Raw genomic sequence first — 17,179 nt, forward strand, 5'->3', positions numbered from 1 at the left:
TTACCTATTAAATATTTAACTAAATATGTTGGGACAGGAGGAACACCTAAAAATCAAAGTTCATTTGCTGAAGTGCCTGAAATTAATTGGTTTACTCCTGGGGATTTTTCTGGAGATCTTAAAATTGTTGATTCTTCCAAATATGTCACATTCTCATCAGTAGAAGATGGGGATAGTAAATTGTATGAAGGGAAGTCAGTTTTAATGATTGGAATTGGAGCAACTTTAGGTAAAGTTGCTATCAGTGATAGAGATTTTTCGTGTAATCAACAAATTAATGTTTTGACTTGTAATAAGCTTATAAATCCTGAATTTCTAACATTCTCTTTAATGAGTCAATTGGAGCAAATTAAGCAATTATCGAATTCTTCTACTATAGGTATTATTAACCAAGAAAAAACTAAGCAGATATCTATTACTGTTCCAAGCGTAGAAGAACAAAATAAAATTATTCATTTCATCATGGATAATATTGAAAAGTTCAATACTTTAATTAATAAAGCCGAATCAGCCATTCAACTGATGCAAGAACGCCGTACAGCCCTTATTTCATCTGCGGTTACAGGAAAGATCGACGTACGCAACTGGCAACATCCCAATGAGGCTAAAACGGAGTTTAGCGCATGAATATTCTCAGTTGCCTCAAACAAATGTGGAATCAAGCAGATACAAAAAATCATTGCATAAATAATTGCAATGATTCACTATATGCTCAACAACACCCGACAAGGCTAGGCAAGCAATTGCATCCTCAAACTGTCGGGTTACTTGTTTCTGGAGCCCTAAAAAATATAAAAATCAGGGCAAGCCATCTATGAAATCTTTCAATAAGCCTGCCAAAACCTTTGCTGAACAAATTGAGCTATTAAAAGCGCGTGGTATGCAATTTGCCAATGAGCAAGATGCACAATTTTACCTAGAGCAAATCAATTATTATCGCTTAGGTGCCTACTGGCTTCCGTTTGAATATACTCATTCACCACATTGCTTTAAACCAGATACCAGTTTTGAACAGGTGTTAGCGTTGTATGTATTTGACCGTGAGTTAAGGTTACTCATCCTGGATGCCATAGAACGCCTGGAAGTTGCCGTTCGTACCCGTTTTGCCTATGAACTGGCACATCGGCATGGTTGTCACGCCTATCTGCAAGGGCAATACTTTAAACCCGCCTTTAGATGGCACAGCTTACTCGAATCACTGAAAACTGAAGTGTCCCGCGCAGATGAAGTCTTTATAGAACACTATAAACATACCTATGATGATCCTGAATTACCACCAATCTGGGCCACCTGCGAAGTGATGAGTTTTGGTCAACTGTCCAAATGGTATCAGCTCTTGGCACCGATTCAGACACGTAAAGCCATTTCCAGTCATTTTGATTGCGATGAAAAACAGTTTGAAGGCTTATTGCAGCATTTTGTCTACTTAAGAAATACCTGTGCTCATCATTCAAGACTATGGAACCGAAAATTTACCAAAACCATTGCCAAACCGCGCAGTAAGCCGATGGGGCTTCGGGTGCAATGCAATTTTGAACCTAGTAACTCGGCAGAGCGAAAAATTTATAACAGTCTGGTATTTCTGCTTTATTTCATGGACAAAATCGCCCCACAACATACATGGCGTAAACGTCTGGTTGATCTACTTTTGACACATCACAACATATCAAAAACAGCGATGGGCTTCCCTGAAGATTGGCAAAGCTATCCAGTTTGGCAAATAGAACAGTAATAAAGAAATTTGGGTATTTAGGGGTAGGGGAAACATGAGATCGGATGCAACTTTAGAAACTATCTTCCAGAAAGATATTATTGCGCAAATGCAAAGCCATGGTTGGCTTGTTGGTTCAGGTATAGGCTATAACCGTGAAAAAGCTTTGTATGAACAGGATGTTTTAGGCTTTGTGCAAAAGACCCAAGACAAAGAGTGGCAGAAATTTAAAAACATCTTCCCGAATGATACCGAACGCCATTTTTTAGATACCGTGGAGGCTCAGCTTAAAAAAGCTGACATCAATGCTACCGATGTCGAATCTCGCAGCTATGGCACATTGGGCGTATTACGGCATGGTATTCGTACCCGTGGGGTACGTTTCTCATTTTGCCAGTTTAAACCTGAGCATGGCTTAAACCCTGAACTGAATCAACGCTATCAGCAAAACATCTGCCGTGTGGTGCCTGAACTGGTGTATAGCCCATACGCCAGCAAAGCCGAACTAGAGGCAACAGGCAAACAAGCCAAAAAATGGCGCATTGATCTGGTCCTGTTTATCAATGGTTTTCCAGTGGCAACTCTAGAACTCAAGTCTGAGTTTAAACAGGCTGTGCAAAATGCCATGACACAGTATAGAAAGACTCGCTTACCCAAAGACCCTGAAACCAACAAGCCTGAACCCTTGCTCATGTTTAAACGTGGCGCATTGGTACACTTTGCCGTCAGTCAGTATGAAGTCTATATGGCGACGCATTTGAATGGTGATAGCACCTATTTCCTGCCATTTAACAAAGGCACCAAAGAGCAGGGTGCAGGCAATGACATTCCTGAAAATCAAAATGAATATGCAACAGGCTATTTATGGAATGAAGTACTCACACCTGATAGCTTGCTGAATATTGTCGGTAACTTTATCCATCTTCAGATTGAAGAAAAGGAAGACTGGGAAGGTCGTATATACAAAAAAGAGAGCCTGATCTTCCCCCGTTATCACCAATGGAAAGTGGTGAATAACCTGGTTCAAGATTCCCTTAAAGAAGGCACAGGACAAAAATACCTGATTCAGCACAGTGCCGGTTCGGGTAAATCCAACTCGATTGCATGGACGGCGCATCAGCTTTCCAGTCTGTATGATGCCAATAATAAAAAGATGTTTGATTCGGTGATTGTGGTGACAGACCGAACCATCTTGGATGCACAGCTTCAGGATACGATCTATCAGTTTGAACATGCCGATGGCGTCGTGGGTCGGATTAACAATAAAGAAGGTGATGGCTCTAAATCCGAGAAACTGGCCAAAGCCTTGGAAATGGCGCAGCCGATTATCATCGTCACCATTCAGACTTTCCCGTTTGTACTGCGTGCCATTGAAAACAGCACCAGTTTAAAAGAACGTAAATACGCCGTCATTGCCGATGAAGCCCATTCATCCCAAAGCGGTTCCACGGCGCGTCAGCTCAAAGAAACCCTGATGATTGAAGAGCGTGAAGAAGATGAACAGCTATCTTCGGAAGATGTACTCGATGCAGTGATGGCATCACGTAAGGGTAGTGCTAACTTAAGTTTTTATGCCTTTACTGCCACGCCAAAGGATAAAACCTTACAGCTCTTTGGTCGGTTACCTGACCCAACCATGCCGCCGTCGAAGACCAATTTGCCTGAAGCCTACCATGTCTATTCCATGCGTCAGGCCATTGAAGAAGGCTTTATTCTGGATGTATTGAAGAACTACACCAACTATAAAGTCATCTATAAGCTCAAGCAGAAGATTGAAGAAAAAGATGCAACCGTTGATGCCAAGAAAGCCAAGATCAAGCTGAACCAATGGGTGCGCTTGCATGACCATAATATCTCGCAAAAGGTTGGCGTGATTATTGAGCATTTTAAAAAGAACGTGATGGGTTTATTGGGTGGTCAGGCCAAAGCCATGCTAGTGACCAGTTCACGTAAAGAGGCGGTGCGCTATAAACAGGCTTTTGATAAATACATTGCTGAGAACAAATACCAGAATATTCAAGCCATGGTGGCATTCTCTGGTGAGGTAGAATTCAACCAGAACGATTCTGATAGTAGTCATTTACTGGGGCAGAAATTCACTGAAAGCAATATGAACCCAAATATGAAAGGTCGTGAAATGCGTAAGGCATTCGATAGCGATGACTTTCAGGTAATGATTGTGGCAAACAAGTTCCAGACCGGCTTTGACCAGCCGAAGCTGTGTGCCATGTACGTAGATAAAAAGCTAGGTGGAGTAGAGTGCGTACAGACCTTATCTCGTTTGAATCGTACTTATCCGGGTAAAGCAGAAACTGGCACCTTTGTTCTGGATTTCTTTAATGAACCGCAAGATATACTGGATGCCTTCCAACCTTACTACCAAACAGCAGAACTGGCAGATGTGTCCAATCCTGATCAAGTGTACGATCTGGCCAACAAGCTGAAATCAGCAGGTATTTTCCTTATGACTGAGGTAGAGCAGTTTACAGAAGCTTTTTATAGCAAGAACAAACCCAATGCGGCACTTGCCAATATCTGTAAGCCTGCGATGCAACGCTGGCAACATCGCTACACGACAGCCATGAATGATTATGATGTCACCAAGAACCGTTTAGAACGCTGTAAACAGACAGGTGACGCCGTACTAATTGCCAATGCGGAAAACGAATTTGCTGAAGCGAAGAAAGCCCGTGATGCACTGGAAATCTTTAAAAAGGATTTAGGCAGTTTTACCCGTTTCTATGAGTTTATGTCTCAGATCGTGGAATATGACGACAAGGAGTTGGAGAAGCTCAGTCTTTTTGCCCGTAACTTGCGCCCATTACTGCGTGAACAGGTGGCCGAAGAAGATGAGGTTGATCTAAGCAATGTTGCAATGACGCATTACCGTTTGTCCAAGTTACGCCAACAGGATATTCAGCTTAAAGCCGATAGTACCGAGCATAAACTTGAGCCTGGTAATGAACTGGGTACTGCAAAGCCGAAAGACAAGAAAGAAGACTTTTTGTCGCAGATTTTAAGCCGTATGAATGATCTGTTTGTGACGGACAATCTGACAGAGAAAGACATGATCAACTATGCTCTGACCATTGCTGACAAGATGTCTGAAAATACGCGGATGATGATGCAGATTCATAACAACACTCGTGAACAGGCCATGCTAGGTGAGTTTGATACGGCGCTTGATGATGCTGTATTAGACAGTAATGCAGCGCATATGGAGCAAATGACACAGTTGATGAGTGATCCTACGAAGATGAAGCAATTTGCGCATATTATTTATGATGTGTTGGTGAGTAAGCAGAATAAATCGATTTAAAAGATAAAGTTAAATTAGGGGGGGAGTTATGGGAATTAAAGATTTTTTCAGTAATGCGATTGATGCTGTAACAGACACAGCCAAAAGTGCAACAGATGCTATTAAATATAACAGTGTTGTTGAATATGCTGTGATGGTTGCTAAAGAAAAAGCCTTTGATGCTGAAATGAAAACTATTGAGACTATTGAGAAGGCAACGGTCATTGTTGAGAAAGCAGGAGATGATCCAGCGATCCTTTTAAATTCAGCTAAATATATTCTTACAGGTGCATTATCTGGAAGTATTGAACCCACTGTTGTTTCTAAATATATAGCTACTCATTATGTCGCGAATGGATTAAATAATCTGAGTATGAGAGTAAATCCAATACCAGGATCAATTGTGTATTGTAATTTATTTTTGAACACTGAACATTCAGGTGTTTATATTGGTAACAATAAAATTGTCCATTTAAACAAACATGGAAATATTGAAAGTGTAACTCCTCAAGAATTCATTAGTGGTACACCTGCAAATGCCATTTATGTCTCTTGTAATAATGGTGATCCTGTAGGCAGTGAGGTTGTTGCTGAACGTGCAAGAAAATTTATAAGTTCTAGACGTGATTACAACTTATTTTTTGATAATTGCCACCAATTTTCTGCAAGTTGTTTAACTGGTGATCCTGAGAATCGACTCACCATACTGACTATGCTTAAACTACAAAGTGATATCACCTTAGATGCTAAACAATGGTTGCATTGGGATCGACGTAATTGGTGATGACTTTAGTCATAAGATTTATATTTTAATTATTGGAAATTTTTGACTCAATTTTATTTGGAGATATAAGGAATTATATCTCTTAGGTCATTGTGTAAATAATAAATGTGAAAGTTTTAATAAAACTTGAATGAAAGATACAGAGGGTGATGTGAATACGGTTTCTAAAATTAATTATGCTGAAAGAGATGCATTAGAACAGCAACGAGCTACAATGTTACAACAGCTTAAAGAGTTACAATTTCAACTATTTGATAAAAGCTCGCCAGAGGTGATTGAACACGTTAGTCAGCTTCAGTTGGAAAAGGCAAAACAAGAATCATTGCTTAATCAGGCACAAGCAAAACTAGCGCAATTAGCCCCTGAGTTAGAAAATTTTCAAGAAGGTGCTGAGAAAATTTTGTTGGAGGCAATTAGCCAGCAGGATTGGTATGGGTTCAAAAATAAACGTGAAATTGTTTTTGATAAAAGAAATGGATTTTTATTCCCCAATTTTGAATACATGCCTCATGTGCCTTGGGGTGATTGGGAGAAGCAAAAAAAAGAATATGCGCCTAATGGGATTGGAAAAAAACAATGGGATGTACTTACTAACTATTTTAAATTTAATTCAGAACAGGAAAATATTACAGGCTATAAAGACCAAAGAGATTTTAATTTTCCTATAAAATTTGCAGGCCAACAACTTGTAAGTATAGAAGTTTATACAAATGCTCGTCTTAGCTATTCTACTCAAGGTATTATAAATTTTAAAAAAAATGCAGAAAATTTTGAATTTTCAGGAGTGAAGAATCATTCAACCTGGGTGATCTTTCCGGCTTTAAAATTTTTTACTAATCCAGAAGTGACAATAGATAATCCTCGGCTAACAAATTTAGAGAAAGCAAAGACTATTTTAGACTTTTTTATACAACAAGATTGGGTTCCAAATTTTGAACCTTTTCTGGAGAAGTTTCATAATGAGGATGAAGATGATTTTCAAGAACGTTTAAATGAAGCTCAACAGCAATGTGATGAATACAATAAGATTTTCGATGCTTACTACAAGCGAATACAATTGCAAAAGAAGTTAGTAGGATTAGAGTCACAAATTGCTGAGTTGCCAGAACCTGCTCCTATTAATGTATTTACATCAGACTTTGATTATCGTTTAGAACTCGATACATTTGATCTAATAGCAGTTAATAATTCTGTATGGCAATACAGCCAAGCAAGCCAGCAATGGATTAATACTTTATTAAACCGTATTGATGAGTGGGAAAATCAACATCTGAACCTCGTTAAAAACACAGTCGAACTCAATCAAGAACTAGATAAAAAGCTACCTGTAAGTATCAATGTGACGGCTGAAGAAAAGCAGTTACTTGAATCACAACTACAACATCTAAAAAAACGTCTTGATATAGGCCTAACGCCATTGCGTTCAAACTTAATTAATCTACTGTCAGAATCTCAGCAAATTGCTTCAAATTTAGAACAGACAAATACATTATCTGGCTTAGCAGAGATTGAACAACAGATACGTCCAAGCTTTACGTTGCTTGCTGAGCATAGTGCAACACTCAGTACCAAGACATTAAAAGAAATGGAATGGCTGGACCAATCGCTTGATTTTGTAAAGGTAGTTGTTGGTGTGCTACGTAAATCAGCAGAGGATTATCTCATTCTGGTAGATAAATATCAGCAGGACTTAATGCAGTTAGGTCTAGATAACAGTATTGAATCGGAAGAAATTGCAAAATGGTTTGCAGAATGGCGTAGTGAACGGTTATCCCTTTTAAAACAGATTCAGCCTTTGTTGGATGCGGGCTTAAATAAAATCATAGATGAACAAACTGTTCTTGATGTATTGCCATGTATTGAACAGTATCAATCAGGATTGGACCAATTCTATCTACAAAAACGTTTAGGTATTCATACGACGTATGCATTCCAAGCGAATGGGCACCGTCAAGAGAAGCTTGAAAAAGAACAAGAGCTAACAAAATTAGTTCACCAGTTCATGCAACAGTTGGAAAAGATCATCTTTAATACTAAAACAACGGCGCAAAAAATCTGGTTAATACGCTTTAGTGAGGTTTGGCAGCAAGGCGTGGTCAATCAAATCACAGATTTTTTAGCCAAAGAACAGCTTATAGAACGTGATGATGTCGTTTTAATCATGAGTGAAGAATTACGTAAAGTCCAACAACAGAACTTAGCAGCATGTTTGCAGGATGCTCAAAGCTATAGTGAAGCATTGGCACAACGAGAAAAAGACGTAAATACATTGATTTTTAAAATGCGTAAGGCTTTACAAAAATAAGGGGTAGGCAATGGGGTTGTTTAGTTCAATTGGTAGTTTTGTGAGCAGTGCTGCAAGTGCTGTTGGTAGTTTTTTAAGCGGGTCTTCATCAAATAGTGGGGGGGGACGAGATCGAGACTATGGCGGTTCATATTCAACGTCGACTTCTACAAGCTCTACAGTGACCAACTATGATCCAGATAAGGTGGAAGTTGCTAAACTAGAAAATGAACGTGTCGATCTTGTTAAAAATGCTCAGCTTGAATTGATGGAAGTCAATGCTCGTCTGGAAGCAGTGATGATTGAAGCTCGATGCAAAGGCTTTCAGGCGATGCAAGGCTCAATGATGCAAATGCTTAAAGAGGTCAATTTACTCGCTGAAGAGCGTTTGGTTCTCTTGGAGAACGGTAGTCAGGAACAAGTTCAGAAAGTTGAAGCAATGTATGCTGATCTGGGAAAAGATATCGAAAATGACGACTTTATGTTTTCAAAAGTTCCCCAGATGTTGGATATAGCAAACAAATTCCCGGAGGAATCAGACAGCCGAAAACTTTATATGAGTGGTATTGATCGAGAAATGGCAAAGCATTTTGATTTCAAGACAGAACAGTTGAAGAAACTGAATGAACGTTGTCATATTGTCGTTGCCTCTGTTGTTGAAAGTAAGAAGCAAATGCAGGCCCATATTGATACCGTCATTTCTAAACGTATTGAGCACATTGAACAGGTGATGCATGTAAATGCACAGCTTCCTTATAATGCAACGGCGCAGATTGGTAGTAGCGATCAATTAAAAATTGAGCAGAAGTCTTAAATCAATTGTTAGTAACAAAAAGCTAGGTGATGTACCTGGCTTTTTCTGCATTGTTGAAGGTTTTAATTAAATCAGGGGTATAAACTTGGCTATAAAGAGCTAAAAACTATGAATCAAAATGGGATTAAAGCTGTCAGAGCACAGTAATTCACAGATAAACATCATGTACTTGCAGAAAGAATTTTAGGTTTGGTTGGTCGTATATACGATAGACACATTAGGCTTTACGATATCTTAAAAGAAACAGACCAGCAATTTTATGACCTGACAGAGTTTTGCAGATGTATCTGGTTAAAAGAAAGTAAAGCTTGGATAGCATTGGCTGGGGCTTGGAAAAAGGTTTAAAAGCAGAATTAATTGAGAGAGTTACAGTGCAGAATATTAATGAAAGGTTAATATTTTCATTGATGTGAAAGTGATTTAGTAAATTAAGTTTTTATGAAATAAAATAGGTAATTAATAGTGGATTTGCAAGAACTGAAGGTTAAATTTGAAGTCGATCGTATTCAACTTTTTTTAGAAAAATTAGAAGATGCTGAAATAGAATGGTTTTGGCAAGCACTCAACGATATACGGACTATATTTCCTAATATAGACATCTATCATGCAGGAAGTGGTAAATATGGCTATCTTGGATTTGGTATTAAGCCTATTTTAACAGGTAGGGTAAAAGACTTTCTATTAGTGAGCCATTTAGGAAATAATGAGAATGGTGAATTATTTTTCAAATTGGGAGTCATTCAAGCTCTAGCAGATTTTATTTATGAAAATGATCCAAATTTCTGTTTTGAATTTTCTTCTAAGAATTCTGCTGATTATAAATTCACGGATTGGTTATGTGAGTTGCAGAAATACGCATTTGAATTTGGTATGAGTTTGAATGGACAAGGCTTGTTGCCTGTCGATTATAAAAATCAGAGTTTGACTGCAGCCCAAGCTGTAGAGTATCTAAAAGAAAGGTATCCTAATACCTATTCAGGAACAGTTCATATAGCGGCATTTAAAACACATCTAGGAAGAGAATTAGCTTTAGATCCAGAATCTAAAACTCCAGTAATAATTTGTGATGCTCAGCCTCCAGAAGAAATAAAATTAACAATTAAGAAAGAATATTCAGAAACTGATACACGACACCATCATCTCTCCACACATGCAAAAACATTACAGGTTGGAAATAAAGCATTCTCAGTGATTATCAGTAATTTAAATGAATTAGAAAATTTTTGTGATTGGTATGAGGAAAGTGGTGATCAGACTACGGCGCTTGAGCGTAAAGTTAAAGAGTTTTTAAAGGGTTGGCCAATTGATCGTCTCAAGAACATGTCCATTAAAGACTATCATCAGGCTAAAAATATAGAATGTTTTATTACGCAAATTGATAGTTTTGATCCAACCCAAGGCGATCCAACCTTTGCTTGTTATTTTGATATTTGGGAGCCTATAGGCCTAGGAGATAACGATAAATATCATAATAAAAAACCGTATTCATGGAATAAACGGCTTGGGGATGATGCAAGTCTCGCATTTGAAACACTCAAGCAAGAAATACTTGAGATTGTAGATGCAGCTCAGCGCCGTGACTTAAAGGCAATTGACCAAATTCAGTTTACTAAAGGACTGAAGTGGATGATTGCATTTTTATATCAGGATTTTAACGATCCTTTCATCATTCCAATTGTGAGTAAAGTGAATACAAAACGTATTGGCTATGATCATCTATACCCTAAATTACCACTTCCAGAGTTTTTACCTCTTTTATTGGCTGATAAGGGAGAACAGCAATTTTTCCCTTATGTAGAAAAGCTTTTTGCGATGGTAAGAAAAGGCTACCTGGATAACAAACAAAAGAAACAGCAAACTGAAGAATTAATGGATGAAGTCATGACTCAACAACCTTTAAACCGTATCTTATTTGGCGCTGCAGGTACAGGTAAGACATTTCATACAATCAACCATGCACTATCCATTATTGAAAATAAAACCCTTGAATCATTAGAGAATGAAGATCGCACGGTGCTCAAAAAACGGTTTGATGAATATAAATCTCAAGGGCAAATCAAATTTGTCACCTTTCATCAAAGCTTTAGCTATGAAGATTTTGTAGAAGGGATTCGTGCTGAAACGGATGATAAAGGAAATTTAAAATATCCGATTAAAGCAGGGGTATTTAAAGAAATCGTTGAGTTGGCTAAAGGAAATGTTCAATCCAATATTGAAGATGAAATTGACCTATCAAATAAAAAAGTCTGGAAGATGTCTTTGGGGAAAGCAGGGATTGAAGATGACCTGTACCGCTCTTGTTTAGACAATAATGTCATTCTGCTAGGATGGGGGGATGCAGTTAATTTTAGTAAGTGCGAAAATATACAGTTCATCAAGAGTAAATTAGCTGAAGTTAATTATCCTAAAGACAGTGAAGATACAGCTGCTGGTTATGTGAATACTTTCAAGAATAAAATTCAGAATGGTGATTTAGTCGTTATTACTGATGGGAATTTGAAGTTTAGAGCAATTGCTGAGGTTACAGGGAATTATGAGTATGATGAAAATCAGGAGTTTGGATATCATCAGCTCAGAAAGGTCAATTGGCTAAAAACTTTTTCACCAAGTTTGAAAAATGAGGATTACTTTAAGAAAATTTTCTCTCAATCAACAGTCTATAACTTAGAAAATGCTGTTGATAAATCGAAGCTATCAGCTTTGTTACAGCCAGAAGCTAAGCATTCAAGTAACTTAGAAAATAAATATGTATTGATTGTTGATGAAATCAACCGAGGTAATATTTCTCGTATCTTTGGTGAATTGATTACTTTAATTGAAGATTCAAAACGTGAAGGAGCTGATGAAGCTTTATCTGTAACTTTGCCATATTCTAAAAAAGAATTTTGTGTGCCTGATAATGTTTATCTGATTGGGACGATGAACTCGTCTGACCGCTCTTTAACAGGTTTAGATATTGCCTTGCGTCGTCGCTTTACCTTTATTGAAATGCCTCCAAAGCCAGAATTACTAAATGATGTGAATGTCGAAGACATAGATGTTCAACAGTTACTGACGGTCATTAATCAACGTATTGAAGTCCTGCTGGATCGTGATCATTGCATTGGTCATGCTAATTTCATGTCATTGAAAGATCAGCCAACCTTGCAAAATCTCGCAGATATTTTTAAGCAGAGGATTATTCCACAGCTTCAAGAATACTTTTTTGATGATTGGTCAAAGATCAATATGGTCTTAAATGCCAATGGCATGCTTAAACCAAAAGCAGTGGAAAAATCAGCTTTATTCCCTAATGTCGATACTGGTTCAGAAGGCTTCTTTGAAGATCAAAAAACCTGGGAATTAGTTGATTCCACATTTGATTCAATTGAAAGTTTTACTAAGATCATTAAGTATTAATCGGGGATATCTATGCCTGATTTTACAGTTCGAGAATATGCCTTCATCAGTATCGCTTATGAAGGCTGTCCTAAGTCGACACTAGACCATGCTTATATTTCTGAGTCTGCCTTTGAGCATTTGTGTGAGTTGGCTGCATCCTTTTCAAAGCATGGTGCGAAAGTATTTGAATTGGCAGGTCGAAGAAAGATCAAGCTAGATCAGTATGTGGGTGTCATTGAAACCAAATGTGGCACACGTATTGAAATGCTGCCGAAGCATGTGGAAATGAGTGGGACTGATGATCAAAGTATTATTCAGCAAGAACGTAGACTGCTTCAGGAAATGCTCAGTGTTTCTTTGCATTTACCATACCGTGAAGCGGGTGCGGCGAACCTAAATCGCTTTAAACAGTCACTGCATGAGTGGATTATCAGCCAGTTTTTAGCCTCTTTTGAACGATTGGTTCAACGTGGCTTACGTTTTGACTACAATCGAGTTCAGGAAGAGCAGAGGTTCTTAAGAGGGCAGTTGCAGCATGTAAAATACATGCGCCAGCCTCCGTCTAAAAGGCATATTTTCCCAATCGAACATGATGTATATGAAGTCAATCGCCCTGAAAATAGGTTGATTCGTACCGCATTGGAAATCGTCTGTAAAAAGGCTAAAGATGCGAGTAATTGGAAATTAGCGCAAGAACTCCGCCTGATGACGGGTGAAATACCACGAAGTCAGAACATAAGGCAGGATTTGAGACAATGGCAATCAGGACGCTTACTTGCGCTCTATGATGAGATTAAGCCTTGGACTGAGCTAATCCTTGGCGAATATATGCCTGTATCAACGTCCGGTGAGTGGCGTGGTATGAGCCTGCTGTTCCCAATGGAAAAGTTGTTCGAGCACTACGTGGCTTATCATCTGCGCCGTAACTTGCCTGAATGTAAGGTCAAGATACAGCATGCAATGGAACATATCTGTAAACATCAAAATAGCAATATCTTCAAACTCAAGCCAGATATTTTTATTGAGCGATCTGATGATAAAAATATTGTCATGGATACCAAATGGAAGTTGATTGATCAAAGTGATCGTAGTGGACGATACGGTTTAAAAGACAGTGATATTCAGCAGATGTTTGCTTACAGTCACTTTTACTTAGAACATGAGAGCGAAGTAATATTGATTTATCCTTATAGAGTTGAAAAGTTTAATCGGCCTTTAGATGAGTTTGAGTTTAGGCAAACGGATGGTGCAAAGCTGCGAGTCGTACCATTTAATCTGGATGAGCCAGAAAATTTTAAAATTTTGTAGCTATTTTGCATGGGGTTAGGTGCAATATTTTGTACCTAACCCAACATAAACACTCATTAAGTACAATTTTGAGTACTCAATGGGTAATGGTGGAAAATTTGTTTTAAAGGATAAAGTGAATAGCCGCCACTTTTTTAGAAAAATTTTTAACTATATTATTTTTAAATTTTTGAAAAACAATGCATTTACTTGCCTTTCTTTGATTGTGAGCTAGGTTTGTAATTTGTGATATATTGCACATAATTATTTAATAAAAATCAACTTTATAATAGTTGAAGGGGAGCGGTTGTGAATTTTTTAGCTATTGCAGCATTTTTGCAAAGTTATTTTATTATCCCAGTTCTTATGGGGATATTTGTCGCTGTGATTAGCTATAGGTTCTACATAAAATATATTAAACCAGCAAAACAGCTTGATACTCAATTATGTGATGCCATAAAAGCTTTAAAGCAAGTTGAACAGCAACCTAATGTTAATACTCATGCTTTAGATCATGTTTTTGATAACAGTATTCCATTAAAACATGCATGGTTGAATTATAAACATTCTTTCCATGATAGCTATGAAGTTGTCGATGGTGCAGATGTTTTAAGAGCATCTCGTGCGACTGTATCGAGTGATATTTTTTTCTCGCAATCGGTTATTGTTGATACTCCTTTAAGAGTTGAATTCTATAAACATCTTCCAGGGATTATCACGGGTGTCGGCATTATTGCTACCTTTGCAGGCTTACTGTGCGGATTATTAGCTTTTGATCCAGCAGGTAATCCTGAAAAAGTGCAAGATAGTCTTGGATTACTCTTAGGTGGTGTGAGTGAAGCCTTTATGGCATCTGCATTGGCTATTGCTACAGCAATGTTAATTACATGGCGTGAGAAATCGTGGTTAAGACAGTGTTATGCTCAGTTGGAAATGTTAACAACAGAGATAGATGATTTCTTTGAATCTGATGATACCGGTGAGGAATATTTAGCGAAATTACTGAAATCATCGCAAGCAAATGAAACGAATGCACGTCAGTTGAAAGATAGTTTAGTCAATGAACTAAAAGTAATGATGACTAACTTGGTTGATGAAAATAAAAAGAATCAAATGGCTTTTGCATCCCAATTAACGGATAGCTATGCCAAAACAAGCAAAGATATGGCTGATCAAATAGGTCAGTCTATTTCCGATAATTTACAAGCACCATTAGAGAAAATTGCGTCAAGTGTACAGCAGGTCAGTGGTGATCAAAGTTCTGCTGTCCAAGAGTTAATGACAGATGTACTCACTGCATTTATGACCAAATTAGAATCAACATTTGGTACTCAAATGAATGGTATGAGTGAGATGATGACTCAATCAGTATCTGCAATGAGAGAGATGCAATTAGGATTCACTCAATTAATTACTGATATGAAAGTGAATAGTGAAAGTTCGACAAAAAGCTTAGAAAACCAAATGTCTAAAATGATTGAGGATATTCAGCAAAAGCAAAATGCGATGTCCGATCAAATGAATTCAATGGTCGAACAGTTGTCTAAGGGTGCAGAAAAAATTGGAGAACAGGGACAATATGCGATTGAACAATTAAATGGGAAAGTTTCTGAGCTGATTGGACATATGGGCGGAACTATGTCGGGTGTGATGGCAGATATTGCTAAACAGCGTATAGAGCAAGATCGTACAATTGCGGATAATCAGCATAAGTTACATGAACAATCTTCAATCCTAATTGATAGTCTTGGGGTAGAAATCAAAGAATTAATTGTGCATAGTCAAAATGCAGTTGAATCTTATAAAAACAATATTCAAAAGCTCACTCAGGTGACGACTGATAGTATTACAGGAATGAACAACGGCGCAGAAAAAATGCGTATAGCTTCGGAACAATTTAATATAGCTGGTACTTCACTTATTAGTGTCACAGATAAAACATCACAATTGATCTCAGAAGTAACCACTACATCTACTCATCTGACTAGTGCAAGCAGTAATCTTATTTCGTTATTGAGTGATTATAAAAATTCTCAGGATAGCGTTAATAAGGCGATCAGTACGCTTGAGGGGCTGATTAAACAAGCGCAATCTGAAGCCGGTATGAATACTAAAATGCTTGAGGATATGAATCAAATGACAACAGCATTGAATCAAGTAAAAAAAGAGATGCAAGACTATCTTGAACAAGTAAGTGATGTATTAGTGAAGAGTTTTGATAGCTTCGGGGCATCGGTTGAGACAAGTCTGAACCATTCTTTAGGTATTTATGATAATACGCTTGACCAAGCAGTTAAGCGTCTTTCAAGTGGTGTAGAAGGCTTAGGTAGCTTTGTTGAGGATCTTGAAGATATCGTTAGACAAAAGAAAAACTAAGTCTGGAGTACATGAGCAATGCTAGGTAATCGGTACTCTAAAAAGACACGTCCTAAAGATGAAGGTGAAAAACCTTTTTGGATTTCTTTTGCGGACTTAATGACAGCATTAATGACTTTATTTCTCGTTGTTATGGCTGTATCACTCATGATCGTAACTAAAAAGATTAATGAGGCTACTCAAGCTGAAGATCAAAGAAGTGCAGAAATTTTAAATATTTGTCAGAGTATCAAGCACAGTGTCAAATTGAAAGATGCAGGCATTGAAGTTGATTGTAAAAATAACCGCATTAATTTTGGTGAAGCTGGTCGTTTTTCACATAATGATTATCGTTTAAATGAGGTGGGTCGTAATCGTCTAAATACTATTGTGCCAATTATTCTTGAAGAAGCAAATAACCCACAAGGTGAAAAATGGTTTAAGCAAATAGTGATTGAAGGCTTTACAGATACAGATGGTTCATATCTATATAATTTAAACTTGAGTTTACGTCGTTCAGAATGGGTGATGTGTAGTTTACTTGATCCTAAATTTAGCTCAGGCCTAACTTTAACTGAACAGCAAAAAAACCAGGTTAAGCAATTATTCTTGGCTGGGGGGGTATCTTTTAACTCGGCTAAAGATAGTAAGGAAGCATCTCGCCGTGTTGAATTGAGAATGCAGTTTTATGGCTTAAAAGAAAAAGAAAGTGCAGAGCCTCAACCTCATTTTGTTTCAGCGCCGATTGAAACATGCCAATTGATGCGGTGATACCTATGAGCATAGCGAACTTGAAACGTCGTTTGGAGGAAAAAGTAAGGGGTCATTCAGTTGTAGATGTTACAAATGCGAAATTTGTAAAGCCTCAACGACTGCTCAAAACACTTTCTGTGCTTGATCAGAAGTTTGATGATTTAGAAAATAGCCTTCCTTTAGATGAAAAAATTTTTAGGTCAATTTCTAAATTAGAAAGCTCTGGTTTTGGGCACCTCACACGAAGAGATTGGAAAAATTTGGCTTGGGCATTAAGCAAAATACTACCAGGTGCACAAGAAAAACTTATCTTTAGTGATATTGGTAAAAGGATTATCCAGCACTTTCAACAATCAGAGATGGACCTTATTGGACTCGTTTATTTTCCATTGTTGTACAGCTATTTTGCTTTAGAAAATGAAGATGTAAAAAGTAAGCCAGCAATTTGGGTTCAATTGAGAGATATATTGAATACAAATAGGTCTGGTGTTTATAGAGAATTAAAACGTCCT

At 37.7% G+C, this 17,179-nt stretch carries 10 protein-coding genes and 1 pseudogene; all 11 read left to right on the top strand.

Annotated features, from left to right (window positions below):
• On the top strand, window positions 1–627 hold a 627-nt coding region (locus tag B2Y23_RS06315), incomplete at its 5' end, for a restriction endonuclease subunit S (protein WP_291369697.1).
• Window positions 628–814: 187 nt separating this feature from the next.
• A complete protein-coding gene (locus tag B2Y23_RS06320) occupies window positions 815–1,732 on the top strand; it encodes an Abi family protein (protein WP_291369699.1) in 918 nt (305 codons plus the stop codon).
• Between the two features lie 34 nt (window positions 1,733–1,766).
• A complete protein-coding gene (locus B2Y23_RS06325) occupies window positions 1,767–5,030 on the top strand; it encodes a type I restriction endonuclease subunit R (RefSeq protein ID WP_291369701.1) in 3,264 nt (1,087 codons plus the stop codon).
• Window positions 5,031–5,058: 28 nt separating this feature from the next.
• Complete coding sequence (locus B2Y23_RS06330; protein ID WP_291369703.1) at window positions 5,059–5,793, top strand: lecithin retinol acyltransferase family protein; 735 nt, start codon at window positions 5,059–5,061, stop codon at window positions 5,791–5,793.
• A 130-nt stretch (window positions 5,794–5,923) separates the two neighbouring features.
• On the top strand, window positions 5,924–8,098 hold the full coding sequence (locus B2Y23_RS06335) for a hypothetical protein (protein ID WP_291369705.1): 2,175 nt from the start codon (window positions 5,924–5,926) through the stop codon (window positions 8,096–8,098).
• 10 nt (window positions 8,099–8,108) lie between these two features.
• Window positions 8,109–8,891: a hypothetical protein gene (locus B2Y23_RS06340; protein ID WP_131274292.1), complete on the top strand. Its 783-nt coding sequence runs from the start codon at window positions 8,109–8,111 to the stop codon at window positions 8,889–8,891.
• Window positions 8,892–9,761: 870 nt separating this feature from the next.
• Window positions 9,762–12,290, top strand: coding sequence for an AAA family ATPase (locus B2Y23_RS06345; RefSeq protein ID WP_409515227.1), 2,529 nt, complete (start codon window positions 9,762–9,764; stop codon window positions 12,288–12,290).
• 12 nt (window positions 12,291–12,302) lie between these two features.
• Window positions 12,303–13,580 carry an McrC family protein gene (locus B2Y23_RS06350; protein WP_131274291.1) on the top strand — a complete coding sequence of 426 codons (1,278 nt, stop codon included), beginning with the start codon at window positions 12,303–12,305 and terminating at the stop codon, window positions 13,578–13,580.
• A gap of 345 nt (window positions 13,581–13,925) precedes the next feature.
• Window positions 13,926–15,935, top strand: coding sequence for an anti-phage ZorAB system protein ZorA (gene zorA / locus B2Y23_RS06355; protein ID WP_131274336.1), 2,010 nt, complete (start codon window positions 13,926–13,928; stop codon window positions 15,933–15,935).
• 18 nt (window positions 15,936–15,953) lie between these two features.
• Window positions 15,954–16,685 carry a type I Zorya anti-phage system protein ZorB1 gene (gene zorB1, locus B2Y23_RS06360; RefSeq protein ID WP_131267807.1) on the top strand — a complete coding sequence of 244 codons (732 nt, stop codon included), beginning with the start codon at window positions 15,954–15,956 and terminating at the stop codon, window positions 16,683–16,685.
• A gap of 20 nt (window positions 16,686–16,705) precedes the next feature.
• A pseudogene (locus tag B2Y23_RS06365) lies at window positions 16,706–17,179 on the top strand (hypothetical protein); the annotation flags it as partial.

The sequence above is a fragment of the Acinetobacter sp. UBA5934 genome, assembly GCF_002430855.1.
In the GTDB taxonomy this organism is placed as follows: Bacteria; Pseudomonadota; Gammaproteobacteria; order Pseudomonadales; family Moraxellaceae; genus Acinetobacter.

What these genes read in the sequence shown, in the direction of transcription:
- B2Y23_RS06320 (WP_291369699.1), top strand. Translation starts at nt 815, where the DNA reads ATGAAATCTTTCAATAAGCCTGCCAAAACCTTTGCTGAACAAATTGAG.
- B2Y23_RS06325 (WP_291369701.1), top strand. Translation starts at nt 1,767, where the DNA reads ATGAGATCGGATGCAACTTTAGAAACTATCTTCCAGAAAGATATTATT.
- B2Y23_RS06330 (WP_291369703.1), top strand. Translation starts at nt 5,059, where the DNA reads ATGGGAATTAAAGATTTTTTCAGTAATGCGATTGATGCTGTAACAGAC.
- B2Y23_RS06335 (WP_291369705.1), top strand. Translation starts at nt 5,924, where the DNA reads ATGAAAGATACAGAGGGTGATGTGAATACGGTTTCTAAAATTAATTAT.
- B2Y23_RS06340 (WP_131274292.1), top strand. Translation starts at nt 8,109, where the DNA reads ATGGGGTTGTTTAGTTCAATTGGTAGTTTTGTGAGCAGTGCTGCAAGT.
- B2Y23_RS06345 (WP_409515227.1), top strand. Translation starts at nt 9,762, where the DNA reads ATGAGTTTGAATGGACAAGGCTTGTTGCCTGTCGATTATAAAAATCAG.
- B2Y23_RS06350 (WP_131274291.1), top strand. Translation starts at nt 12,303, where the DNA reads ATGCCTGATTTTACAGTTCGAGAATATGCCTTCATCAGTATCGCTTAT.
- zorA (WP_131274336.1), top strand. Translation starts at nt 13,926, where the DNA reads ATGGGGATATTTGTCGCTGTGATTAGCTATAGGTTCTACATAAAATAT.
- zorB1 (WP_131267807.1), top strand. Translation starts at nt 15,954, where the DNA reads ATGCTAGGTAATCGGTACTCTAAAAAGACACGTCCTAAAGATGAAGGT.